Origin of the sequence: Klebsiella scottii (genome assembly GCF_036561945.1) — a bacterium.
Lineage (GTDB): Bacteria > Pseudomonadota > Gammaproteobacteria > Enterobacterales > Enterobacteriaceae > Klebsiella > Klebsiella scottii.
This window is the reverse complement of sequence record NZ_JARXNI010000020.1, coordinates 26616-52179: the sequence shown is the minus strand read 5'-3', so window position 1 is coordinate 52179 and position 25564 is coordinate 26616. Positions and strand designations below refer to the sequence as shown.

Annotated in this window: 20 protein-coding genes; 6 read left to right on the top strand and 14 right to left on the bottom strand. The window is 56.8% G+C overall.

All coding sequences use genetic code 11. The features are described 5' to 3' along the window. Positions 1-10: 10 nt before the first annotated feature. The 4 genes from QFI97_RS07995 to QFI97_RS07980 form a co-directional block, all read right to left on the bottom strand. On the bottom strand, positions 11-1009 hold the full coding sequence (locus QFI97_RS07995) for an ABC transporter permease (protein ID WP_346430888.1): 999 nt from the start codon (positions 1007-1009) through the stop codon (positions 11-13). Positions 1010-1036: 27 nt separating this feature from the next. Next, positions 1037-2548, bottom strand: a complete 1512-nt coding sequence (locus QFI97_RS07990; RefSeq protein WP_346430887.1) for a sugar ABC transporter ATP-binding protein — start codon at positions 2546-2548, stop codon at positions 1037-1039. A gap of 35 nt (positions 2549-2583) precedes the next feature. Next, positions 2584-3567, bottom strand: coding sequence for a substrate-binding domain-containing protein (locus tag QFI97_RS07985; RefSeq protein ID WP_346430886.1), 984 nt, complete (start codon positions 3565-3567; stop codon positions 2584-2586). Positions 3568-3707: 140 nt separating this feature from the next. Further along, positions 3708-6986 carry a DUF5107 domain-containing protein gene (locus tag QFI97_RS07980; RefSeq protein ID WP_346430885.1) on the bottom strand — a complete coding sequence of 1093 codons (3279 nt, stop codon included), beginning with the start codon at positions 6984-6986 and terminating at the stop codon, positions 3708-3710. A 115-nt stretch (positions 6987-7101) separates the two neighbouring features. Here QFI97_RS07980 and QFI97_RS07975 point away from each other — a divergent pair, with 115 nt between their 5' ends. Further along, positions 7102-8295 (top strand): ROK family transcriptional regulator, encoded by a 1194-nt coding sequence (locus tag QFI97_RS07975; RefSeq protein WP_346430884.1) that lies wholly within the window; start codon positions 7102-7104, stop codon positions 8293-8295. A gap of 74 nt (positions 8296-8369) precedes the next feature. Next, a complete protein-coding gene (locus QFI97_RS07970; RefSeq protein ID WP_346430883.1) occupies positions 8370-8792 on the top strand; it encodes a DoxX family protein in 423 nt (140 codons plus the stop codon). Positions 8793-8858: 66 nt separating this feature from the next. Here the strand turns inward: QFI97_RS07970 and glyA are convergent, their stop codons facing one another. Then, on the bottom strand, positions 8859-10112 hold the full coding sequence (glyA, locus tag QFI97_RS07965) for a serine hydroxymethyltransferase (RefSeq protein ID WP_095100236.1): 1254 nt from the start codon (positions 10110-10112) through the stop codon (positions 8859-8861). Between the two features lie 322 nt (positions 10113-10434). Here glyA and hmpA point away from each other — a divergent pair, with 322 nt between their 5' ends. Beyond that, complete coding sequence (gene hmpA / locus QFI97_RS07960) at positions 10435-11625, top strand: NO-inducible flavohemoprotein (RefSeq protein ID WP_346430882.1); 1191 nt, start codon at positions 10435-10437, stop codon at positions 11623-11625. Positions 11626-11662: 37 nt separating this feature from the next. Here the strand turns inward: hmpA and glnB are convergent, their stop codons facing one another. The 5 genes from glnB to purL all read right to left on the bottom strand — a co-directional run bounded on the left by glnB (position 11663) and on the right by purL (position 20089). Further along, a complete protein-coding gene (gene glnB / locus QFI97_RS07955; RefSeq protein WP_041146740.1) occupies positions 11663-12001 on the bottom strand; it encodes a nitrogen regulatory protein P-II in 339 nt (112 codons plus the stop codon). 65 nt (positions 12002-12066) lie between these two features. Continuing rightward, on the bottom strand, positions 12067-13404 hold the full coding sequence (gene glrR / locus QFI97_RS07950; protein ID WP_095100227.1) for a two-component system response regulator GlrR: 1338 nt from the start codon (positions 13402-13404) through the stop codon (positions 12067-12069). Then, a complete protein-coding gene (qseG, locus tag QFI97_RS07945; RefSeq protein ID WP_346432075.1) occupies positions 13391-14095 on the bottom strand; it encodes a two-component system QseEF-associated lipoprotein QseG in 705 nt (234 codons plus the stop codon). Before qseG ends, glrR begins: the two co-directional genes overlap by 14 nt. A 17-nt stretch (positions 14096-14112) precedes the next feature. Beyond that, complete coding sequence (locus tag QFI97_RS07940; protein WP_095100221.1) at positions 14113-15549, bottom strand: sensor histidine kinase; 1437 nt, start codon at positions 15547-15549, stop codon at positions 14113-14115. A gap of 652 nt (positions 15550-16201) precedes the next feature. Then, the gene (gene purL / locus QFI97_RS07935; RefSeq protein WP_346430881.1) at positions 16202-20089 is read right to left on the bottom strand and encodes a phosphoribosylformylglycinamidine synthase; all 3888 of its coding nucleotides are present in this window, start codon (positions 20087-20089) and stop codon (positions 16202-16204) included. A gap of 174 nt (positions 20090-20263) precedes the next feature. On the opposite strand from purL, the gene mltF reads away from it, so the two are divergent. Further along, entirely contained in the window at positions 20264-21880 is a 1617-nt protein-coding gene (gene mltF / locus QFI97_RS07930) for a membrane-bound lytic murein transglycosylase MltF (RefSeq protein WP_346430880.1), read from the top strand. On the opposite strand, the gene tadA is transcribed toward mltF, so the two are convergent. Both tadA and yfhb read right to left on the bottom strand, forming a co-directional pair. After that, positions 21877-22383 carry a tRNA adenosine(34) deaminase TadA gene (tadA, locus tag QFI97_RS07925; protein ID WP_346430879.1) on the bottom strand — a complete coding sequence of 169 codons (507 nt, stop codon included), beginning with the start codon at positions 22381-22383 and terminating at the stop codon, positions 21877-21879. The genes mltF and tadA overlap by 4 nt on opposite strands. Before the next feature lie 61 nt (positions 22384-22444). Beyond that, a complete protein-coding gene (gene yfhb / locus QFI97_RS07920; RefSeq protein ID WP_189339871.1) occupies positions 22445-23068 on the bottom strand; it encodes a phosphatidylglycerophosphatase C in 624 nt (207 codons plus the stop codon). Positions 23069-23287: 219 nt separating this feature from the next. Between yfhb and QFI97_RS07915 the strand changes: the two genes are divergently transcribed. Both QFI97_RS07915 and QFI97_RS07910 read left to right on the top strand, forming a co-directional pair. Then, positions 23288-24136 carry a MurR/RpiR family transcriptional regulator gene (locus tag QFI97_RS07915; RefSeq protein WP_095100207.1) on the top strand — a complete coding sequence of 283 codons (849 nt, stop codon included), beginning with the start codon at positions 23288-23290 and terminating at the stop codon, positions 24134-24136. Positions 24137-24192: 56 nt separating this feature from the next. Then, positions 24193-24453, top strand: coding sequence for a YfhL family 4Fe-4S dicluster ferredoxin (locus tag QFI97_RS07910; protein ID WP_045856379.1), 261 nt, complete (start codon positions 24193-24195; stop codon positions 24451-24453). Here QFI97_RS07910 and acpS read toward each other — a convergent pair. Beyond that, the gene (gene acpS / locus QFI97_RS07905) at positions 24450-24830 is read right to left on the bottom strand and encodes a holo-ACP synthase (protein ID WP_159237913.1); all 381 of its coding nucleotides are present in this window, start codon (positions 24828-24830) and stop codon (positions 24450-24452) included. The genes QFI97_RS07910 and acpS overlap by 4 nt on opposite strands. Further along, positions 24830-25561, bottom strand: coding sequence for a pyridoxine 5'-phosphate synthase (gene pdxJ / locus QFI97_RS07900; protein WP_095100201.1), 732 nt, complete (start codon positions 25559-25561; stop codon positions 24830-24832). The genes acpS and pdxJ overlap by 1 nt, the downstream gene beginning before the upstream one ends. Positions 25562-25564: the final 3 nt, after the last annotated feature.

Genomic DNA, 25564 nt, shown 5'->3' with positions numbered 1-25564 from the left:
TTAATGAATATTAATGTTTAAGTTTACTGTTACGTTGGGTCAGCAATATATTCGCCAGGACAGCTACTACGATAATTAATCCGCGAACAACCTGCTGGAAAAATGAGTTAATGCCCAGAAGCACCAGCCCATTACCAATAAGGGTAATAACCAGTACGCCTAATAATGTGCCGAATAGCGAACCGCGGCCACCGGACAGCGCGGTACCGCCGACCACCACCGCAGCGATAACGTCAAACTCGAGGCCATTGGCGGCGCCCGCATTGCCCGATCCAAGCCGCGCTGCCAGCAAAATACCGGTAATCGCGGCCAGCAAGCCTGAAAGCGTAAAAATCAAAATACGCACCCGCCTGACGTTAATCCCGCAGAGCTGCGCTGCCGTTGCGTTACCACCAGTGGCAAACACCGAGCGGCCAAAGGCGGTTTTGCGGCTGATAAAGACAAAGATGACGAACAGAATCAGCATAATTAATGCCGAAACGGGAATGCCAAAGAGCTGTCCACCAAGCCAGTCAAGGACCTCATTTTCATCAATGGGTACCGGCAGCGCATTGGTCATGAATAGTCCCATGCCGCGTAATGCGCTCCATAAACCTAAGGTCGCGACAAAGCTGGGCACGCTGAATACGCCGCGTAATACGCCGGCGAGAGTTCCTAACGCGGCGCCGAGAATTAACACCAGCAGGCAGGCAATGCTAAGCGGCACCTGGAACTGCAACAGGAAGGCCAGGCACACCGAGATAAATGCCACCATCGGACCGACGCTGACATCAATCTCGCCGGAGATAATAATAAGCGTCATGGCCCATGCAGCAATACCAATCGTCGCCGCATCGCGCAACACGTTCATTTGATTGTTTAAAGAAATAAATCCCGGTGCGTTAAATGAAAACACCAGATACAAAATAGCGATCACCACCAGCAGGCCAATTTCATTAATATGGCGACTGATAAATTGCTTAGGTGCGGCATTTTTGCCTTGCGGCAGCGTTAATGATGAGGCAGACATCTGTTAATTCCTCAATAAACGTTATGGCTAATGCGTGGATAGAATTGCCGACATTAATTCATCGACATTAACGGGAGCTAAAAACTCACGGGTAAATTCGCCATTTTGCAGCAGTAAAATACGATCGCATACTAAAGGCAGCTCCTCTACTTCGCTGGAAATGAATACGACGCTTTTCCCTTCAGCCGCGAGCTCCCTCACAATACGATAAATCTGCTGCTTAGCTTCGATATCAACTCCGCGCGTGGGCTCATCAAGAAGCAAAATTTCGCTTCCGGCGTAAACCCAGCGGCCAATCACTACTTTTTGCTGATTGCCGCCCGATAGCGTCCCGATTGCGGTCTCCGTATTCGCCGCCTTGACCGTCATTCGACTCATGACTGCGGCGGTCAACTGCTGAATCCTCTGCCAGTTCAGTATGCCGCGCCGACTAACTTTGTGCCGGTTGGTCATCACCGTATTTTCATCCACGCCCAGAAGCGGAATGATGCCCGCCTCCTTTCGGTTTTCCGGGGTGTAGCCCACTCCGCTCTTGAGCATCGAGGTATACCGTGGGCGCGAAATGTGCGTACCGTTCAGCGTGATTTCCCCCTCTGCAAACGTTTCTAAACCGATAATGGCCTTGAGTAGTTCGCTACGACCCGATCCCAGCAGCCCGGCAATGCCCAATACTTCGCCACGGTGCAGTATAAAATTAATATGCTGAAGCTTGGGGGGATGGCGCAGCCGGGCCACCTGCAGCACCGGAGTTGTCAGCGCGATTTCAGATTTAACCAGAGGAAGATCGATATGCTCTCTTCCTAGCATCAGAGATACGATTTCCTGGGTTGTCGTACTCTCCAGCGTGACATCGCCTGCCACCTGACCATCGCGCATGATGGTGGCGCAAGAGGCGATGCGGCGAATCTCCTCCATTCGATGACTGACATAGATCACGGCAACGCCGAGAGCCGACATTCGCTTCACCGCGTTGATTACCAACTCGACCTCCGCATTGGCCAGCGAACTGGTCGGCTCATCAAGAATCACTACCTGCGGCTGACCTTTCATCACGCGGGCGATTTCAACCAGCTGCTTTTGAGCCGGGCTAAGCGTGTCGACCAGCGCATCTGGCGGGACATCAACGCCAAGGGCGGTCAATGCCTCCCTGGCCTGGCAGGCCATGATGCTTTGGTCAATCATGCCATTGCGGCGCGGCCACTGGCCAAGGCACAGGTTCTCCGCCACCGTTAATCCCTCAACCAGGCTTAACTCCTGGTATACGGCTCTGACTCCCAGCTCCGCTGCCCGACGGGTTAGCGTTGTATCGTTACCTTCGAGACGCGTGCCTGCCAGCCAAATCTCGCCGCTATCCGGGCTTTCACTTCCGGTCAGCATGCGGATTAAGGTGGACTTCCCCGCGCCATTTTTCCCCAATAACGCCCGAACCTCACCTTTTGATAGCGTAAAATCAACGTTATCCAGCGCTACTACGCCAGGATAACGCTTATTTCCCCCTAAGATCTGTGCCACCGGCACCGCCGTTTTTTCTGTTGCCATCATCGGGTCTTTACCTCAGTTATTCGACAGGGGAATTAAGGCAAACCATCGACATGCGTAGCCAGCCACTGCTTACCGTCTTCAGATTTGGTATAGGTATCGATAGCGACCGGGATAATCTTATTTGCTGGTGGGGTTTTATTAATCACATTCAGGGTTTGCGCGAAAACAGCGTTACCCATCTTCTTGCCGGAAATGTCCACCACCGCTTTTAGCACCTGGTGGCTGTTTAACTCCTGGGCAATTTCGGTGGTCATATCGGAACCAAATACGGCAATTTTATCGGCCTTATTTTGGTTACGGACCGCTTTTACCGCCCCCAGCGTTGCACCGCCAGACTCTCCCATAATGGCGTCCAGTTCAGGCGCAGAGATAATCAGTTTCTCGCCAACCGAAATAGCCTTATCCAGAACGGTTCCCTCCTGATTCGCGACAATCTGCATATCCGGAACCCGCGCCTTCAGCGCGGCTTCAAAACCTTTGCGTCGCTGTACGCACACTTCAAATGCTTCACAGTTGATGACCGCAATTTTCGGTGCGCTAATTTTGTTGGCAATAAAATAATCCGCCGCCGCATCTCCAAGCTTTTTGCCAAACTCAAGCGGGTCGCCGACCAGATAGGCAGAGACATATTTGTCGACGCCTTTCTCATTAATGCAGGTGTTGTAGCAAATCACCGGAATACCGGCTTCATTAGCCCGACGAACTGCGCGGCTGCTGCCATTTTCTGAAACGGCGGAAAGAATGATTGCGTCCACGTTACGCGCGACCAGCGTATCGATAAATGAACTCTCTTTAGAAATATCGCCCTGAGCGTTGGTTTCAATCAGCTGGATTTTCGCATCTGTACTTTTTGCCGCATCCTGGACACCCTGCCGCACGCCGGCGTAATAGCCCTGAGTATCGAGGTAGATAGCACCAACGGTAATATCTTTTACTGCGCTATAGCCGGGGAATGAAATACTCAACGACGTTAACAGTAAACATAAAAAAAATGAGACTGCCTTATTTTTAGACATACGTGCCTCCTGTAGGGTCAGGCATTTATTGTTGTTTGGCTTCTGCGGCAGGTGGGCCTGCTGCAGAACGATTTCACATATTCTAAACATCTCGAGGAGAGCGGCGGGTCAGACCGCTCAAAAATTACAGTAAACTCTCTTTAGTTAATGAGGTGCAGCACAAACGGCAGCGTTTTCCGGAATAACGCCGCTTTAGCCCAGGCTGGGTTTAGCGCTTCCAGCTCAGACAGCGCCTGTTCATACCTCGATCCGCCGCCTAATCCCGCAGTCGCCAGAACTCGCACCAAAAAACACTTCTCCTGATGTTGCTTTTGGATATCGGCATACAGCGCCAGCAGGTCAGGCTGCGACACAGCGAAGAAGTCGGCCTCTATCTGTGCCGTTTCCATATGCTCAGCCCACTGCAACATTTCAGTGAAAAGACGTTCGCTGCTCAGACGATCGCCGAGCATCCGCAAAGCCACGCCTTGCCAGAAGAGATAGTCCACCGGCTGATCGTTGTAGTAGCTATGAATATTGATCGTCCGATCGCCTGACGCCGCCTTGCGGAAACACTCAAGCGCGCGTTCTTCCATGCCCTGCTGCCTGGTGCAAATACCCAGCCAGAACCAGATATCGTTATCCGTCTGTCCCGGGAGACGCCCTTCGCTCAGGTTTTCCGGATAGCGCAGCGCCGATAGCAGCAGCGCCTCCGCCTGCTGCGGCTGCGGCTGGAGATACTGCCAGGCACGTAATAACTGGTTGATAACAAACTGGCTGGTCACTTTACCTTCGCCGCCTTCCCAGGGGTGGAATTTACGCGAAGTAAGCACATTTGCCGCCTGCTCAACGTTGCCCGCCAGGTGCCACAGATGGAGCAGCTCAGCCGTTAAATCATCGCGTTTCAAGGCGGTTGCGAGATTGGCCTCCAGCCGGGCAAGGCGTTTTTCCGGCGCTACCGCGGTCAGCTTATCCAGCAGATCGCGTTCAAAAAGCAGACGAGCATCCTGCGGCTGCTGGGCGCAGGCTTTATCCAGATACTCTGCCGCCAGGCGGGCATCACTCTGTTTATTCCATGCATGAATCGCCAGCCCTCGCCAGGCATCGGCAAAATCAGGAGCCATTTCAACGCAGCGATACCACAGCTGCGTCGCTTTCTCATAGTTACGCCGGCTATAGTGGAAACAGGCGAGCAGATGCTGAGCAAAATAGCACTCAGGTATATTCTCCAGCGCAGCCACTTCCACCAGCAGATTGGGAAAACGCACGAAGTCAGCGAACACTTCGCGTGCGCGGTTGATCAGCGCGATGCGCTCGTTACCTTCAGCCAGACTGGCCTGTAAATAGAGCGGCAGCGCTTTTTGACAGTTAAGCGCCGTCAGTACGGCTTTCGCCCGCGCCGCCATTCCCCAGCTCAACAGCAGCCCGGCCGTCAGCAGTGCGTTAATATCCCGCGACTGGCATACGGCGAACCATCGCGCCGTATCCGCTTCAGCCTCTGATATTGTTGCGTTGAGCCACCACAGGGTGGGATTCAGCGGATAGTCGCCCAGCAGCTTTTCAATCTGCTGTAAGGCCTGACTGCGACGGCCGGTGAGATGCAGCAAGAGGGTTTCCAGCGACAGGACATCCTGGTTGGTGGGACACGCCAGCAGGCTCTGCCGGCAAAATGCCAGCGCATCATGGTAGCGCTCGCTGCGCGTCGCCAGCCGGGCAAGTCCGTAATATCCCCCGGCCTTACTATTGCCGCTCCACACCGCGCGCCAAAAATCCTCCTGCGCATCATGCCACTGCTGTAAACGCTCTCTCGCACTGGCACGAATCAAACTTGCCTGCCCACACTGCGGATTTTTGTTTAACCGATGCGCGCGCGACAATGCCCGGCTCGCATACTCGATGGTTTGCGAGTAATCAGCGCGATTGTATTCCAGCATCGCCAGCGCCAGATTGCAGCGGTAGTCCTGCGGGTCCAGCTCAATTCCCCGCAGGTAATAATCAAACGGTGAGCGACTGGCGTGGTGATACTGCTCCAGATGCTGGCCGATAAACCACGCCTCATCCACGCTGCTTATTGCTCCGGCGCTTAAGGGGGTAACAGCCACTTCAGGCAGCGGCAACTCCTGTGGCTGATGCTCCTGATAGCGCAAAACGCACCTGCCGTGACGGTCCAGCAGCTCCATCGTCAGACGAGATGGGTCAATACCGGCTAAGGCTCCCTGAACGGCAGCGCATGGCGTCAGCTCAATCATTTCATCAAGCAGCGGCTGCGGGTTGCCCTCCTCGCGAACCGTAAGCCGGTGGGCGACCAGAGGCGAAATAGCATATACGCCCCATATAATGTTGTCCTCTTCGCGTTGCAGTTTGATCACCGCATCGCGCGAAGCGTTCTGTACCATGCCCAGCGAATGGTAAGGCAGGAAGTATTGTTCGAAGCGCTTTTCTTCAAACGGATCGAGCCAGGTAAAATCCGGTTGGTTATCGGCAAAAATGCCGGTCATCAGCTCGATGTAAGGACCATTATCATCTGTCAGATTTCTGTCCCACGCCTGACCAAACTCGCTGTAACCCCAGCTCCACTGTTTTTTCCCTGGCGCAATGTGATGATCCGCGACGTGCAGCAGCCCACCATCTTCATCGTGGCACCAGGCGCCGACGAAATCGTACTCTGACTTTTCCGCCATATAGGAGGTCGGTACCGGGACATTTTTATAGCGCGAGATGTCGACGCCGGCCGAATAGTCCACCTTGTAATAGGTGCCGGTAGCAATCGGAAACGCTGAAACCGCGCGCTTGCCGTGATCAAATACCGCAGTCACATCCGGCGGGAATACGCTTTGATGTCCATCGCCCCCCTTAACCGCAGGGTTCGCCCACCACAAGAAATGGCGCGGCGTGGCGTTGCTGTTGTAGACCCGGCTACCAATCTCTAATGCCGCGCGCTGCGGACGCAGAGTAAACCCGGTCATCACCTGCAACCCATGCATCGGCTCCGTCTCGCCAACCCAAACGGTTTTTGAGCCATCGTCATTTTCGCTAATCGTAAAATCAACCGGCATATAGGTGGTGGGACGGTGGTGCTGCGGCCAGTTAAACTCAATCCCCCCGGAGATCCACGGGCCAAGCAGGCCAACCAGCGCGGGCTTGATGACATCATTGTGATAAACGAAATCACGCTGTCTGACCTTATCCCACGCTCGGTGCACCCGGCCTCCCAGCTCGGGCAGAATCATAATTTTGATGTAATCATTTTCCAGCCACACCGCCTGCCAGGCCTTTAGCGTTTTTTCCTCACTCAGCGTATCCGTCACGCCATAGGGATACACCGCCCCGGAAGACCCTTGATAAACCCGATTTTCCAGAAACATGGGATGAACGTCCTGAGCCCCCGTTTCATAGGTTGGAATATGTACCGTTTCCTGCCAAACGTTTACTGAACTCATAATGCCCTCAAAGTTAACAAGACATACTGAAGTGAAATAATGAGAACAGTTTAATAGACAGAATCAGCGCATTTACGCACAATAATCACGCAATTTAGTTAACAAGGTTTAGTTTATGAAAGCCTGCATTAACAATCAGCAAATCCGCCATTACAACAAGGGCGTGCTGCTGGAGTATCTGTACCGTAAGAAACGGGCCAGTAAATCGGCGCTCGCACGGCTGGCACAAATCTCGATCCCCGCGGTCAGCAATATCCTCCAGGAGCTGGAAGAAGAAGGACGCGTGGTCAACGTGCAGGACGACCGCCTCGCCCGCGGCCATAGCAGCGGCGCCTGGCTTATTGCGCCCGACGGCGACTGGACCCTGTGTATGAACATCACGCCCACCAGTATCGAGTGTCAGCTTGGAAACGCCTGCCTGAGTGCGAAAGGCGATGTCGAATACCACGCCATTGACGCCCCAACGCCTCAGGCATTACTGGCAGCGATTGAGAAATGCTGGCATCAGTACCGTAAAAACTGGCCCAGGCATAAAATCAATCTGGCGCTGGCGGTTCACGGGCAGGTTGATGCGGGAACGGGAGTATCACAGACCATGCCGCAGGCTCCCTGGAAGCAACCCGTGGAGATGAAATATCTGCTGGAAGAAAAGCTCAACGTTCGCGTAATGGTCGATAACGACTGCGTCATGCTGGCACTGGCGGAGAAATGGCAAAATGACGGGCAGTATCGGGACTTCTGCGTTATCAACGTCGATTACGGTATTGGCTCCTCCTTTGTTATCAACGACCAGGTCTGGCGCGGTAGCCTTTATGGCAGCGGCCAGATTGGCCACACCATTATCAATCCTGATGGCGTTGCCTGCGACTGCGGACGCTATGGCTGCCTGGAGACCGTGGCCTCCCTCAGCGCGTTGAAAAAGCAGGCGCGGATATGGCTTAAAACGCAGCCCGATCTAGCGGATAATCCGGAAGCTCTGACCATCGATGCCCTGATCGAAAAATGGCAGCAGGGTGATTCTCGCCTTCATACGTGGGTGGAAGACTCCGCAAACGCCATCGGGCTCAGCCTCTACAACTTCCTGAATATATTAAATATAAACAATATATTATTGTACGGTCGCAGTTGCGGCTTTGGCGAGGAGTGGCTGAATACCATCATCAGGCAGATCGGGTTTAATCCTTTTGATCATCGGGATGCCCCTCGCACTCGCGCTACCCAAATCGGCTTCGGCCAGCTAACCCGAGCGCAGCAGCTGATGGGCATCGGCTATCTGTACATTGAGGAGCAGCTACAAACGCTGCGCTAATCCTGGGCGGCGCGTGGCGGGGAGCAAAATTGTGTATTACGTTTAAATAACTCGTCTTTCATAAGGTGCTGGTTATGAACGCATTACGCTATTTTGATTTTGGTTCCTCGCGCCACGTACTGCTGCTGATTGCGCGTATTGCCGTCGTGCTGCTGTTTATCATCTTTGGCTACCCCAAACTGCTGGGCTTTAGCGGCACCGTGCAGTATATGGCGTCATCCGGCGCGCCGCTGCCGACGCTGGCGGCCGTTATCGCCATCGTGATGGAGGTCCCGGCGGCGATCCTGATTATTCTCGGCTTCTTCACGCGTCCGCTGGCGGTCATCTTTATTTTTTATACTCTGGGCACGGCGGTTATCGGCCACCATTTCTGGGATATGTCCGGCGATGCGGTGCTGCCAAATATGATTAACTTCTATAAAAACGTCAGCATTGCCGGCGCCTTCCTGCTGCTGGCGATAGTCGGCCCGGGCGCCATCTCGCTCGACCGGCGTTAATCACCGGGCGACAGACGTAAAAAAGGCCGCATTCGCGGCCTTTTATTCGCTTTCAGCGGCTCAGCGTTATGCGTAAACCGGGAAGCGTGCGCAGATATCCAGAACTTTACCTTTAACGCGCTCGGTTACCGCTTCGTCATTGATGTTGTCCAGAACGTCACACATCCAGCCTGCCAGCTCTTTCACTTCCGCTTCTTTAAAGCCGCGGCGAGTTACAGCCGGAGAACCGATACGGATACCGGAAGTCACGAACGGGCTCTTCGGATCGTTAGGCACGCTGTTTTTGTTCACGGTGATGTTGGCGCGGCCCAGGGCAGCGTCAGCTTCTTTACCGGTCAGGTTCTTATCAACCAGATCCAGCAAGAACAGGTGGTTTTCAGTCCCGCCGGACACCACTTTGTAGCCGCGGTTCAGAAACACTTCTACCATCGCTTTGGCGTTTTTCGCTACCTGCTGCTGGTAGACTTTGAATTCTGGCTCCATCGCTTCTTTCAGCGCTACCGCTTTCGCGGCGATAACGTGCATCAGCGGGCCGCCCTGAGCGCTTGGGAATACGGCAGAGTTCAGCTTTTTGTACAGCTCTTCGTCGCCGCCTTTCGCCAGGATCAGGCCGCCGCGCGGACCCGCCAGGGTTTTGTGCGTGGTTGTGGTGACAACGTGAGCGTGCGGAACCGGGTTCGGGTAAACGTCCGCGGCAATCAGGCCCGCAACGTGCGCCATATCGACGAACAGGTATGCGCCGATGCTGTCTGCGATTTCACGCATTTTTGCCCAGTCAACGATACCGGAATAGGCAGAGAAGCCGCCGATGATCATCTTCGGCTTATGGGTCTGCGCCTGCTTCGCCATATCTTCGTAGTCAATTTTACCGGACTCATCAATACCGTAAGGGATGATGTTGTACAGTTTGCCGGAGAAGTTAACCGGGGAGCCGTGAGTCAGGTGGCCGCCTTGCGCCAGGTTCATACCGAGAACGGTATCGCCCGGCTGCAGCAGAGCGGTGTAAACCGCGAAGTTAGCCTGAGAACCGGAGTGCGGCTGCACGTTGGCGTAGTCAGCGCCAAACAGCTCTTTTGCGCGATCGATAGCCAGCTGCTCGACGATATCAACGTATTCGCAGCCGCCGTAGTAGCGCTTGCCCGGATAGCCTTCGGCATATTTGTTGGTCAGCTGAGAACCCTGTGCCTGCATAACGCGCGGGCTGGTGTAGTTCTCGGAGGCGATCAGTTCGATGTGCTCTTCCTGACGTACTTTTTCCTGCTCCATAGCCTGCCACAGTTCGGCATCATAATCGGCAATGTTCATTTCACGCTTTAACATCCGCATCTCCTGCTCAGCTAACAATAGATTACAGCTCTAAAAAGGGGCCTTTTTGGGCGACGGCCCACAGTATAACTGAATCGTTCTGTGATAACAGGTCTTGACAAACGATTTTACGCAAACGTTTGGCTCCGCATGACACAAGGCTTTGAGCAATAACGCCTCTACGATTATCAACGGATTTCTTTTCAGGTTTGTGATGCAAATTCTTCACGTTGTAACTGTTTCAATGCAGGGTGTTAAAGAACCATTTACATTGCAGGGTTATTTATATAAGATGCATTTGAAATGCATCATTAAGATAACACTAAAGGAAGCTGCTATGCTCGACGCTCAAACCATCGCTACGGTCAAAGCCACCATTCCCCTGCTGGTCGAAACCGGTCCGAAGCTGACCGCCCATTTCTACGATCGCATGTTTGCTCATAACCCAGAACTCAAAGAAATCTTCAATATGAGCAACCAGCGTAACGGCGATCAGCGTGAGGCGCTGTTTAACGCTATTGCCGCCTATGCGAGCAATATCGATAACCTGGCGGCCCTGCTGCCGGCGGTAGAAAAAATCGCGCAGAAGCACACCAGCTTCCAGATCAGGCCGGAGCAGTACAATATTGTCGGCGGCCACCTGCTGGCGACGCTGGATGAAATGTTCAGCCCGGGTCAGGAAGTGCTTGATGCCTGGGGCAAAGCCTACGGCGTGCTGGCAAACGTCTTTATCAATCGCGAAGCCGAAATCTATCAGGATAGCGCCAGCAAGACCGGCGGCTGGGAAGGGACCCGCGCGTTTCGCATCGTGAAGAAAACCCCGCGCAGCGCGCTGATCACCAGCTTCGAAATGGAGCCGGTAGACGGCCAGCCGGTTGCCGACTATCAGCCGGGCCAGTACCTGGCCGTCTGGCTGAAGCCAGAAGGGTTTGAATATCAGGAGATTCGCCAGTACTCCCTGACGCGTAAGGCGGATGGCAAAGGCTATCGTATCGCCGTGAAGCGCGAGAGCGGCGGCCAGGTATCGAACTGGCTGCACAATGCGTCAAGCGAAGGGGATGTTGTGCACCTGGCGGCGCCGGCAGGCGACTTCTTCCTTACCGTTGACGCCGAAACTCCGGTAACGCTGCTTTCCGGCGGCGTCGGCCAAACGCCAATGCTGGCAATGCTGGATTCGCTGGCAAAAGCGCGCCATCCGGCGCAGGTTAACTGGTTCCACGCGGCGGAAAACGGCGAGGTTCACGCCTTTGCCGATGAGGTCAGCGCGCTGGGAGCGACCTTGCCTAAGTTTGCTTCTCACGTCTGGTATCGCAGCCCTGGCGAAGAGGACCGTCAGGCGGCGCGTTTTAATAGCGAAGGTTTGATGGATTTGACCGCTCAGGCAGAGAGCCTGCGCGACCCGCTGATGCAGTTCTACCTCTGCGGCCCGGTAGCCTTTATGCAGCACGCTGCAAAACAGCTGGTGGCGCTTGGCATCAATAGCGAGCGCATTCATTACGAATGCTTTGGCCCGCACAAGGTACTGTAATTGATGCCCCTCTCCCCGCCGGGGAGAGGGTTAAAACTTAAATCGCTTCGTCGTCTTCTTCGCCGGTACGGATACGGATCACGCGCGCCACGTCAAAGACAAAGATTTTGCCATCGCCGATTTTACCGGTCTGCGCCGTGCGGATAATAGTATCCACGCAGGTATCGACGATATCATCAGTGACCACGATTTCGATTTTCACTTTTGGCAGAAAATCCACCATATACTCCGCACCGCGGTACAGCTCGGTATGGCCCTTCTGACGGCCAAAGCCCTTCACTTCCGTTACCGTCATCCCGGTGATGCCGACTTCCGCCAGCGCTTCACGCACGTCATCCAGCTTGAAAGGTTTAATAATCGCATCAATCTTTTTCATGGTGTTCCTGTCTTAGTCGCGTAACCGGTTGCTTACCGTATCATAACTTGCGCTATGGCGCGGAGCTACTCTTTAAAGTCGTTGGCGTCGAGCTCATGGCGCGACAGCAATTTATAAAATTCGGTGCGGTTGCGTCCGGCCATTCTGGCCGCGTGCGTCACGTTACCTTTGGTTATTTGCAGCAGCTTGCGCAGGTAGTTCAGCTCAAACTGGTTACGCGCCTCGACAAAGGTCGGCAGCGCGGTATTTTCGCCTTCCAGCGCCTGCTCCACCAGCGCGTCGCTGATCACCGGCGATGAGGTCAGCGCCACGCACTGCTCAATCACGTTCACCAGCTGACGCACGTTGCCCGGCCATTTGGCGGCCATCAGCCGCTTCATCGCATCGGTCGAGAAGGCGCGGACAAACGGCTTGTGCCGGTCGGCAGACTGCCGCAGCAGATGGTTGGCGAGAAGCGGAATATCCTCGGTGCGATCGGCGAGAGGCGGGATCTTCAGGTTCACCACGTTCAGGCGATAAAACAGATCTTCGCGGAACTCGCCGCGGGCCATCGCCTTAGGCAGGTCGCGGTGAGTGGCGGAGATGATCCGCACGTCGATGTCGATATCGCGGTTGCTGCCCAGCGGGCGGACCTTTCGCTCCTGCAGGACGCGCAGCAGTTTTACCTGCAGGGCCACCGGCATATCGCCGATCTCATCGAGGAACAGCGTGCCCCCTTCGGCAGCCTGGAACAGCCCTTCCCGATTGCTGACCGCGCCGGTAAAGGCGCCGCGGGCGTGGCCAAACAGCTCCGACTCCAGCAGCTGTTCCGGCAGGGCGCCGCAGTTAATGGCGACAAACGGCTTAGCGTGGCGCGGGCTGGCGTTATGAATCGCCTGGGCGACGATCTCTTTGCCGGTGCCGCTCTGGCCGTTAATCAGCACGCTGACGTCCGACTGCGCCACCATGCCCGCCTGCTCAAGCAGACGCTGCATCAGCGGGCTACGGGTCACAATCGCCTGGCGCCAGCGCTCATCCGTCGCCGGAGCGCTGTGCTCCAGGGCGTCATCAATGGCTTTGTACAGCGCATCCTTATCTACCGGCTTGGTCAGGAAGCTGAACACTCCCTGCTGGGTCGCGGCCACCGCCTCCGGAATCGATCCGTGGGCGGTGAGAATAATCACCGGCATTCCCGGCTGCACCTTCTGGATTTCGGCAAACAGCTGCAGGCCGTCCATTTCATCCATGCGTAAATCGCTGACCACCAGGTCGACCTTATCGCGCCCCAGCACGCGCAGCGCCTCGGGGCCGCTTTCGGCAGTGACCACGCTGTATCCTTCGCTGACAAGGCGCATCCCAAGCAGCTTCAGCAGCCCTGGGTCATCGTCCACCAGCAGCAGGCGCGCGGGTTTACGGCTCGTCATGATTGGCCTCCGGGACTTTATCGCTACCGTGCCCGACGTCAGAATTAAAATTCCCTCCCGGCTTACGGGTGGAGAGCTGACGTTCGATATCGGTGAGATTTTCCAGCTTACGCGTCGTGAGCTCCAGCTCGCCGCGCAGCTGCTGCTCCTGCTGGCGCAGCGCGTCGAGCTCGGCATCGCTGGTCTGCTGTAGCTTCGCGTAGCGGGAACGTTCGTTCACCAGCTGCAGCTGTCGGCTCTGGCCGTCGCGCCAGAGCTGATAAAGCGGGCGCACCTGCACGGCAATTTGGGAGCTGAAGGTATCCAGGCGAGAAACCAGCTCGCGCCGCTCGTCCGGGGTAATTTTGGCGTCCGCCAGCAAAATGCCGCGCTTAAACGCATCCTGCCAGCGGTCGTCACCGTGCTGCCGGGCTTCCGCCCGCGCCTGTACCGGAGCAAGGCGATCGGCGCAGTCAATTCCGCGCAGCCAGTAGAGCGGATTTTTGTCGCTGATATCACCGTTCAGAGACCAGATATCTGCGCAATCAACCGAGAGGAAGTCCGCCACCTGGTGCTGCGGCAGCTCGGGCTGCGCTTTGTCGTTTGCCGTATGCGGCGATAAAGCCGCGGAACATCCGGCCAGCGCAAGGCAAGAAACGCCGGACAGCAGCCAGACTTTGACGGGACGAACCCATGCGAAAAAGTGGGACATAGTCACCCATTGTTGATTCATGTGTTGATTTTTCCCGGCTCGCCGGTGGGTAGCGTGATGCGAAAACAGATCAGCCCGGGTATATCGTCGACCAGGCTTAGCTCACCCTGCATTTGTCGCACGCAGTCCCGCGCAATGCTTAGCCCGAGACCGCTGCCTTTTACCGCCCCTTTACGCTGATGACTTCCCTGATAAAAGGGCTCAAAAATCATTTTTCTTTCCACCGGCGGTATCGGCTCGCCGCTGTTGCTAACGTCGATGCGCACCTGCTCGCCGTGCCGGTAGCTGTGAATGTGAATGTTACCGGATTCAGCACCATAGTGCACCGCATTGGAATAGAGATTATCCAGCACGCTCGCCAGCAAAGCCGGCTCCGCCTGGCAGAACCTGGCCTCCAGGCTGAGATCCGTTCGCATCAGTTTAGCTCTTGCCGGCAGGCTGTGGGCGGAGACAACGCTTTCTACCAGCTCCGCAAGGTTCACCGTCTCGCGCGCCACCGGGCCGTCGGCCTGTTTACGGTTGTAATCAAGCAGCTGTTCAATCAGCTTTTGCAGATTGCGGCTGCTGCTGTCGAGGATCTCGACAATCTCCTGCTGCTCGGCGGTCAAAGGCCCGGCGACGCGGTCGGCAAGCAGCTCCGTACCTTCCCGCATGCTGGCTAACGGCGTTTTCAGCTCATGCGAGAGATGACGTAAAAACTGATGCCGCTGCGACTCCAGCCAGGCCAGGCGCTCGCTCAGCCAGATGATGCGCTCGCCGACCGAGCGCAGCTCGCGCGGCCCGGTGAACAGCGCCGCGTTATCCAGCGACTTCCCTTCCCCCAGCCGGTTAATCATTTTCTCAATCCCTTTTACCGGGCCGATGATCATGCGGGTAAACAGCAGCACCAGCGCCAGGCTCAGCAGGAACAGCACCAGCGCCTGCCAGCCGAAGAACTGCCCGCGTTCGGCGATCTCCTGCTGGAGCTGCTGCCCGCGCGAATAAACGACCGTTCGGGTGGCCTGCACCATGACGCTGTTGGCCGTGGCGAAGGCTTCCAGGCTCTCTGCGGACTTTGCGTCTGGGCTGCTGTTTTTACATCTCAGCTGCGCCAGGTCGCTCAAATCCTGGCTCAGCGCCTGCCAGATTTTCTCATCCGGCAGAACGCCGGCGTGCGCGTCCAGCATTTCGCTGTAGCGCTGGCGCTGATTCTGATAAACCTTCGCCAGAGTCGGATCGTCCAGCACGCAGTACTGGCGGTAGCTGCGCTCCATTTCCAGCGAAGCGTTAATCATTGCCTCGCTGCGACGAGCATCGACCAGCGTGGTCCGGTTGATGTGCGCAGCCTGGGCGCTGAGGGCGTTCAGGCTTTGCCACGCCTGCCAGGCCAGAACCAGCAGGGGTAGCAGGATCAGCACAAAGGAGAGCGTCACCAGCTGGCGCAATGAGCGGGGGAAAAGAGAGAGTCGCTTCAAGTATATAGCCTCAAACATTAGCTTAAGATGATGCTAACTGAGGACGCCGCAGAGTAACAGGTGCAATCAGCAGATCTGCGCGAAAGGCGACAAGTCAGGGCGAGGCCCGTCAGCGGAGCGGATAATCACGCCGCTGGCTTGCCCTGGAGCGGAAATAATAAAGCCAGGCAAGTGCCTGGCTTTATTAAGAAATAAGGCGGTGCCTAACTCGACGTTTCGCCCGATGGCTGATAAAGCAGAGCTATTATCAGGAGTTGGACGGCAGGCACCTTGTTGTGCGTCATTCGAAGTTTATGTAGCGCGTCCCGAAGGGGCTGACATAAGAAGGTGAATGAGCCACTGCATATTATTATGCACGTTCTATGCCACATTACAAAACATTTTATTAACACAATGAAATATAATAGATTTTCTATACTTATCACCCCAAACGATGGTGTCTGTTTTTTAACCACACTGTCGCCATTTAGCAACGCTTCACAACCGGCCTGGTAACCCCTTTTAAAATCAATGAATTAAATGTCTCCTTTTGGAGACACTCCTTCCTCGCGTTTGTCGGTAAATCCCGACACCCTGCTGCGATACCCATCACAAACAAAAAGGCCCCCCGCTTTCGCGGGAGGCCTTTTAGAGCAAGGAACCAGGAGCCGGTTTAGCCTAACTGCTTACGCGCATTGCGGAAAATACGCATCCACGGGCTGTCCTCTCCCCAGTTTTCCGGGTGCCAGGAGTTTGCCACGGTACGGAAGACGCGCTCAGGGTGCGGCATCATGATGGTGGCACGACCGCTTTCGCTGGTGACGGCGGTAATCCCGTTCGGCGAGCCGTTCGGGTTCGCCGGGTAGCTTTCGGTGACTTTACCGAAGTTATCCACGAAGCGTAGCGCGACCAGCCCTTTGCTCTCAAGCTGCGCCAGATGCGCGCCGTCGCGCACCTCCACCTGCCCTTCACCGTGAGAAACGGCGATGGGCATCATGGAGCCGACCATTCCCTGCAGCAGCAGAGACGGGCTTTGCGTCACTTCGACCAGGCTGAAGCGCGCCTCAAAGCGGTCAGAGTAGTTACGCACGAAGCGCGGCCACAGGTCGCTTCCCGGGATCAGCTCCCGCAGGTTCGACATCATCTGACAGCCGTTACACACGCCCAGCGCCAGGGTCTGCGGACGATGGAAGAAGGTCGCAAACTCATCGCGCACGCGGTCGTTGAACAGAATCGATTTCGCCCAGCCTTCGCCCGCCCCCAGCACGTCGCCGTAGGAGAAGCCGCCGCAGGCAACCAGCGCCTGGAAGTCGGCAAGACCGGTACGGCCCGCAAGCAGGTCGCTCATATGCACGTCAACGGCATCAAAGCCCGCGCGATGGAAGGCCGCGGCCATCTCCACGTGCGAGTTGACGCCCTGCTCGCGCAGTACCGCCACCTTCGGACGCGCGCCGGTCGCAATGTACGGCGCGGCGATATCTTCGCTGATATCGAAGGAGAGCTTAACGTTGAGGCCCGGATCGCTATCGTTGCTTTTCGCGGCGTGTTCGCTATCGGCGCACTCGGGGTTATCGCGCAGACGCTGCATCTGCCAGGTGGTTTCTGCCCACCACGTACGCAGCGTAGAGCGGCTTTCGCTGAATACCGGGCTGCCGTCGGCGGTGATGACAAAGCGGTCGCCCGCCGTTGCCTGACCGAGGTAGTGGGTGCACTCCGCCAGGCCGTGGGACGCCAGCAGCGCTTCAACCGCCTCGCGATCCGCGGCGCGAACCTGAATAACCGCGCCGAGCTCTTCGTTGAACAGCGCCGCCAGGCTATCGTCGCCCAGCGCGGCAATGTCCGCCGTCAGGCCGCAGTGGCCGGTAAAGGCCATCTCAGCCAGCGTCACCAGCAGGCCGCCGTCAGAACGGTCGTGGTAAGCCAGCAGCTTGCGTTCGGCCACCAGCGCCTGCATTGCGTCCCAGAAGCCTTTCAGCTGCGCAACGTCGCGAACGTCTGCCGGGGTATCGCCCAGCTGGCGATAAACCTGCGCCAGCGCGGTCGCGCCCAGCGCGTTGCGGCCGTTGCCTAAATCAATCAGCAGCAGGGCGTTGTCTTCGCTGGAGAGCTGCGGCGTCACGGTACGACGCACATCTTCCACGCGGGCAAAAGCGGTGATCACCAGCGACAGCGGAGAAGTCATCTCGCGCTGCTCGCTGCCTTCCTGCCAGCGGGTTTTCATCGACATCGAATCTTTGCCGACCGGGATAGTCAGGCCCAGAGCCGGACACAGCTCTTCACCAACCGCCTTCACCGCTTCGTACAGGCCGGCATCTTCGCCCGGGTGTCCGGCCGCCGCCATCCAGTTTGCCGAAAGCTTCACGCGATTCAGCGCACCAATCTGCGTTGCCGCCATGTTGGTCAGCGCTTCGCCTACCGCCAGACGGGCGGAGGCGGCAAAGTCCAGTAACGCCACCGGCGTACGTTCGCCAAGGGCCATCGCTTCGCCGTAGTAGCTATCGAGGCTGGCGGTGGTGACCGCACAGTTAGCCACCGGGATCTGCCACGGACCAACCATCTGATCGCGCGCCACCATGCCGGTAACGGTACGGTCGCCGATGGTGACGAGGAAGGTTTTCTCCGCCACCGCCGGCAGGTGCAGAACGCGATTTACCGCATCGGCAACGGTCATTCCCTGGCGATTCAGCGCTTCACCTTTCGCCTTCAGGGTCTGCACGTCGCGGGTCATTTTCGGCGTTTTGCCCAACAGCACGTCCAAGGGCAGATCGATCGGCTGGTCGTTGAAATGGCTGTCGCTCATATTCAGATGCAGCTCTTCGGTAGCGTCGCCGATCACGGCGTAAGGCGCGCGCTCGCGGCGGCACAGCTCGTCGAACAGCGGCAGCTGGTCCGGCGCCACCGCCAGCACGTAGCGCTCCTGCGATTCGTTGCACCAGATTTCCAGCGGGCTCATACCCGGCTCATCGCTGAGAATATCGCGCAGCTGGAATTTGCCGCCGCGGCCGCCGTCGCTAACCAGCTCCGGCATCGCGTTCGAAAGACCGCCCGCGCCGACGTCGTGAATAAAGAGAATCGGGTTGGCTTCGCCCAGCTGCCAGCAGCGGTCAATAACCTCCTGACAGCGGCGCTCCATTTCCGGGTTGTCACGCTGTACGGAGGCAAAATCGAGGTCCGCATCAGACTGACCGGATGCCATAGACGATGCCGCTCCGCCGCCGAGGCCAATGTTCATCGCCGGGCCGCCGAGAACAATAAGCTTCGCCCCAACGATAATTTCACCTTTCTGGACGTGCTCAGCGCGAATGTTGCCGATGCCGCCAGCCAGCATGATCGGCTTGTGATAGCCGCGCAGCTCTTCACCGTTGTGGCTGGTAACCTTTTCTTCATAGGTGCGGAAGTAGCCGTTCAGCGCCGGACGACCAAATTCGTTGTTAAACGCCGCGCCGCCCAGCGGGCCGTCGGTCATGATATCCAACGCGGTGACAATGCGGTCCGGTTTGCCAAAATCTTCTTCCCACGGCTGTTCGAAGCCCGGGATGCGCAGGTTAGAAACCGAGAACCCGACCAGGCCCGCTTTGGGTTTCGCCCCGCGTCCGGTTGCGCCTTCATCGCGGATTTCGCCGCCGGAACCGGTCGCCGCGCCCGGCCACGGGGAAATCGCCGTCGGGTGGTTATGCGTTTCTACCTTCATCAGGATATGCGCCTCTTCCTGATGGTAGTCATAAATCCCTTCCTGATGGCTGGCAAAGAAGCGACCGACTTCTGAACCTTCCATAACCGCGGCGTTGTCTTTATAGGCAGACAGAACGTAGTCCGGGGTCTTCTCAAAGGTATTTTTGATCATCTTAAACAGCGACTTCGGCTGCTGTTCGCCGTCGATAACCCAATCGGCGTTAAAAATCTTGTGGCGGCAGTGCTCGGAGTTAGCCTGCGCGAACATATACAGTTCGATATCGTTCGGATTACGGCCCAGCGTTTTGAAGGCATCCTGCAGATAGTCGATTTCATCTTCCGCCAGCGCCAGCCCCAGACGGAGGTTAGCGTCGATCAGCGCCTGGCGGCCCTGGCCCAGCAGGTCAACGCTGGTGACCGGCGCAGGTTGATGCTGAGCGAACAGCTTCTCGCCCTCTTCCAGCGCGTCAAATATGCTTTCCATCATCCGGTCGTGCAGTTCAGCCGCAACGACGGCCCACTGCTCAGCGCTCAGCGTACCGGCTTCAACGTAGTACGCCACGCCGCGCTCAAGGCGCACAACCTGTGCCAGGCCGCAGTTATGGGCAATATCGGTAGCTTTAGAAGACCAGGGGGAGATGGTGCCAGGGCGGGGGGTGACGAGCAGTAATTTACCGGTTGGGGTATGGCTACTTAAGCTTGGGCCATACTTGAGCAGTCGTGCCAGCCTCTCGCGATCCTCACCGCCGAGCGGGGCGTTCAGGTCGGCAAAATGAACATACTCTGCATATATTGTGCTTACCGGTATGTTGGCCGCCTGAAAACGTGCCAGCAGTTTATTAATACGAAATGCCGACAGTGCAGGCGAACCACGCAAAATTTCCATCATAAGTCTCTCGTCTTCGAAGCTTTCAATATGAGCCAGGGGGGAAACGGGCGCTATTATAGTGAATCCTGTGCCCTGACGAAACCGTTTGCGTGGAAATAAAATCATTCCCTGTGTTTACCAATAAATGTGACCCCTATCGCGAATAAGTTGCCAACTGGCGCATTCTTAAGCAAAATGCCGCTCATTCATCGACAACCTTTTACTTTTTCTGGTCATAGTCTGCTGAGGAACACAGAGCTGCAGAAGATTAACTATCTGAAAAAACTAAAGATTAATTATCTGCTCATCGGCATTGTTACCTTGTTGCTGGCGGCTGCCCTGTGGCCGTCGATCCCGTGGTCGGGCAAACCAGAGAACCGCGTTGCGGGAATTATATCGCGCGGAGAGCTGCGGATCAGCACCATCAACTCACCGATGACCTTTGCGACCATCAATGACAAAACCTACGGCCTTGATTACGAGCTGGCGCAGCAGTTCGCCGACTACCTCGGCGTCAAGCTCAAGGTCACCGTCCGGCAGAATATCAGCCAGCTCTTTGACGATCTGGATGACGGCAAGGCCGACATGCTCGGCGCAGGGCTGGTCTATAACTCCGAGCGGGTGAAGAACTATCAGCCGGGACCGAGCTACTACTCCGTATCGCAGCAGCTGGTCTACCGGGTCGGCAGCACTCGCCCGCGCACCCTTGCTAACCTCAATGCAGACCAGCTGGTTATCGCGCCGGGCCACGTCGCCATTAACGACCTGCAGAACCTAAAGGGCAGTAAATATCCCGATCTCAGCTGGCGCGTCGATGAAAAGCGCGGCACCACGGCGCTGATGCAGGCGGTCATCGATGGCGACCTGGACTACACCATCGCCGATTCCGTAGCGGTCAGCCTGTTTCAGCGCGTTCATCCTGAGCTGGCGGTCGCGCTGGACATCACCGATGAGCAGCCGGTGACCTGGTTTAGCGTAAAGAGCGATGACAATTCGCTATCGGCGGCGATGCTCGATTTCTTCAACAACATTAATGAAGACGGCACGCTGGCGCGGCTGGAAGAAAAGTATCTCGGGCACGGCAACGATTTCGATTATGTCGACACGCGAACCTTCCTGCGGGCGGTAGAAAATATCCTGCCGGATCTGCAGCCGATGTTTGAAAAATATGCCCGACAGATCGACTGGCGTCTGCTGGCGGCTATTTCATGGCAGGAGTCGCACTGGGACCCGCAGGCGACCTCGCCGACCGGAGTTCGCGGGATGATGATGCTCACCAGAAACACCGCCCAGAGCCTGGGATTAACCGACCGCACCGATGCAGAACAGAGTATCAACGGCGGCATGCGTTATCTGCAGGATATGATGAATAAGGTTCCGGATGCGGTACCCAAAGATGAGCGGATCTGGTTTGCGCTGGCGGCTTACAATATGGGCTACGCGCATATTCTTGACGCCATCGCCCTGACGAAAAAACAAAAGGGTAACCCCGACAGCTGGGCAGACGTAAAGCAGCGCCTCCCGCTTCTCAGCCAAAAATCCTACTACAGCAGGCTGAAATACGGCTACGCGCGGGGCCATGAAGCGTACGCTTACGTCGAGAATATTCGCAAATACCATATCAGCCTGGTCGGCTATCTTTCCGAGAAGGAGAGCAAGGACGAGCAGGCGCTGGCGATGGCCGGCGACTACCCGGCGGTTATGCCGGATGAGGTAGATAAAAAGGAAGAGCAGACGCTACCGTTCTTCAAATTCCGCGCCGAAGCGCTGGTCGATAACGCCAAATTCAAAATCCCCGGGCTGGGCCACTAGCCCTCGCTTTCCTGGCGCGCCTTCTTTAGCGCCTTTTTCTCTTCCCGCCGCCAGCGGAAAAAATCGCTCAGCATTGCCGAACACGACTCAGCGAGAACGCCTTCGGCGATCTCAACCCGATGGTTCATCCCCGGATGGTGCAGCACGTCGATCAGCGATCCGGCGGCGCCGGTTTTGGCATCCCGGGCGCCGAAAACCAGGCGCGAGATGCGGCTATGCACCATCGCCCCGGCGCACATCACGCAGGGCTCAAGGGTCACGTACAGCGTGGCGTCAATCAGGCGGTAGTTTTGCAGCACCAGCCCGCCCTGGCGTATGGCCATGATCTCGGCATGCGCGGTCGGATCGTGACGGCCGATTGGACGATTCCAGCCCTCGCCAATGACCTGGTTATTGTGTACCAGCACGGCGCCCACCGGCACTTCGCCCTCTTCCCAGGCGCGTTTAGCCAGCGTCAAAGCGTGACGCATCCAGTATTCATCATTGCGTTCATGGTCAGACAAAGCGGGGACTCCTGTGCAAAAGCGGGGCGCATTATACATGCCGGCCGTGCATTACACACTATCACTCTAGCTGATGCAGGTCGCCCTGCGGCGTCACCCGCCAGCGATGCTGGCAAAAGCAGAGCAGCGGATTATCCTGCTCGCTGTCGCTATAGCCGCTATACAACCGCAGCGGCGCGCCAATTTTTTGCTCCAGCTGAACCACTTTTTCATGCCCCAGACAGCGCAGAGTCAGGACCCAGCCGCCGTAGCGCCGCGCCATCCTGCTGGCAATCACGTTCACCCTCGGTAGCCAGGGCGTATCAAAATAGACCTGCTCCACCAGCGACTGCGGCGAACCGGTGATCAGCCAGACGTCGGCATCGGTGCTGGTCAAATAGCCCGTTAGCCGGGCATGCACCACCGGGAACGCCGTCACGTGCTGGCGAAACCAGCGGACGAAGTTCGCCTCCAGGCGCTTGAGCTTCGCCTCGCTGCGCCCGCAGGTGGACGCCCACAGCAGCAGGCTCATCGGCCAGCGCGCCGCCCTGCCGTTGACCAGCAGCCCGCCGAGGATAAGCGGCAGCAACAGCATCACCGGCAGCAGATTCAGAGGCTGATGACGCAACACGTAGCGTATGAAGCTGCCAAACATATCCTGCTGGTGCAGGGTTCCATCAAGATCAAAAAAGACCACCCGACGCATAACGCTATTCAAACCCGACCTCTTCTTTTAGTCATTCCAGCAGCCGATAGCTTACCAGCCTTGCACCCTTAATATTAAAAACATCTGCGGGCGTTGAATTTGGGTTAAGGTCGTTCCTCAAGAAATCTCAGCGCCAGAATTTTTAATTCGCCATAATCCTCTTATAATCGAATACAAAATTCTTTCAGCAGAGGGTGAAGGCCGTCCTCAGGAAAACCTATGAACTGTTTAATCCGCATTCGCCAGCGCTACCCCTCTCTGGCGGCAAGCGATAAGAAGCTGGCTGATTTTATCCTCGCCCAGCCGGACCAGACCCGGCACCTGAGCTCCCAGCAGCTGGCGGGTGAAGCGGGCGTGAGCCAGTCCAGCGTGGTGAAATTCGCCCAGAAGATGGGCTTCAAAGGTTTCCCGGCCCTGAAGCTGGCGCTGAGCGAAGCGCTGGCCAGCGCGCCCGACCCGCAGTCGGTCCCGGTGCATAACCAGATCCTCGGCGACGATCCGCTGCGTCTGGTGGGTGAAAAGCTGATTAAGGATAACGTGGCGGCGATGCACGCCTCGCTGGACGTTAACAGCGAAGAGAAGCTGCTGGAGGCCGTTGCGCTGCTGCGTACCGCCCGTCGGGTCATAATTACCGGCATCGGCGCCTCGGGCCTGGTGGCGCGCAACTTCAGCTGGAAGCTGATGAAGATTGGCATTAACGCCGTCGCCGAGCAGGATATGCACGCCCTGCTGGCCACCGTCCAGGCGATGTCGCCGGACGATCTGCTGTTCGCCATCTCCTATTCCGGCGAGCGGCGCGAAATCAACATGGCGGCGGCAGAAGCCCTGCGCGTTGGCTGCCGGATCCTGGCGATCACCGGCTTCAGCCCCAACGCGCTGCAGCAGCAGGCCTCCCAGTGCCTGTATACCATTGCTGAAGAGCAGGCGACGCGCAGCGCGGCTATCTCCTCAACCAGCGCGCAGATGATGCTGACGGATCTGCTGTTTATGGCGCTGGTCCAGCAGGATCTTGAGCATGCGCCGGACCGTATTCGCCACAGCGAGGCGCTGGTGAAAAAGCTGGTGTGAGCAGAAAATGGGCGTATAATGCCCGCCCTGTTTGTGTTGTTTCTGAGAATTACCTGATGGCGCTGTTAATTACCAAAAAATGCATCAACTGCGATATGTGCGAACCGGAGTGTCCGAACGAGGCCATTTCGATGGGGGATAGCATTTATGAAATTAACAGCGATCGCTGCACGGAGTGCGTGGGCCATTATGAAACGCCCACCTGTCAAAAAGTGTGCCCGATCCCCAATACGATCCTCAAAGATCCGGCGCACCTCGAGAACGAAGAGCAGCTGTGGGATAAATTTGTGCTGATGCACCACGCGGATAAAATCTAGCTTTCGATAATTACCGTTGCGCAGGCGTAGTGGCGCTCATCGGCCAGCGTGACGTGAACCGCGCTGACTCCCAGACGCTCCGCCAGATTCTTAGCCTCACCCCATAAGCGCAGCTTCGGTTTACCCAGCTCATCGTTGTAGACTTCAAACTGGTTAAAAGCCAAACCGTTACGAATCCCGGTACCTAGCGCTTTTGCCGCCGCCTCTTTCACCGCAAAGCGCTTGGCCAGAAAACGCACCGGCTGCTGGTGCTGCTCCCAGATTGCCCACTCGCTATCGCTTAAAACGCGTCGGGCAAGGCGATCGCCGCTACGGGCGATCACCGCTTCAATGCGGGCAATTTCAACGATATCCGTGCCCAGCCCGAGAATAGCCATTAAGGACGGGCTTCCTGCATCAGGCGCTTCATTTCAGCAACCGCTTCCTTCAGGCCACTCATCACCGCGCGACCGATAATCGCGTGGCCGATATTCAGCTCATGCATTTCCGGCAGTCGGGCGATGGCCTTGACGTTGTGGTAGGTCAGACCGTGTCCGGCATTGACCTTCAGGCCAAGGCTGGCGGCGTAGGTGGCCGCTTTCGCAATGCGCTCGAGCTCTTTGGCCTGCTGAGCGTCGCTTTCGGCATCCGCGTAGCAGCCGGTATGAATTTCGATATAGGGCGCGCCGACTTCCGCCGCCGCCTTAATTTGCGCAAAATCGGCATCAATGAACAGCGAAACCAGAATGCCGGCATCGGCAAGACGCTGGCAGGCATCGCGCATTTTTTCGCGCTGGCCGGCCACGTCCAGGCCGCCCTCGGTGGTCACTTCCTGGCGCTTTTCCGGCACCAGGCAGCAGAAATGCGGTTTGGTTTCGCAGGCGATAGCCAGCATCTCTTCGGTCACCGCCATTTCGAGATTCATGCGGGTACCCAGCGTCTGACGCAGGATGCGCACATCGCGGTCGGTGATATGGCGGCGATCTTCACGCAGATGCACGGTAATACCGTCGGCGCCGGCCTGCTCGGCGATAAACGCTGCCTGTACCGGGTCCGGGTATGCGGTGCCGCGAGCGTTACGTAGCGTAGCGATATGGTCAATGTTGACCCCTAACAGTAATTCAGCCATGAC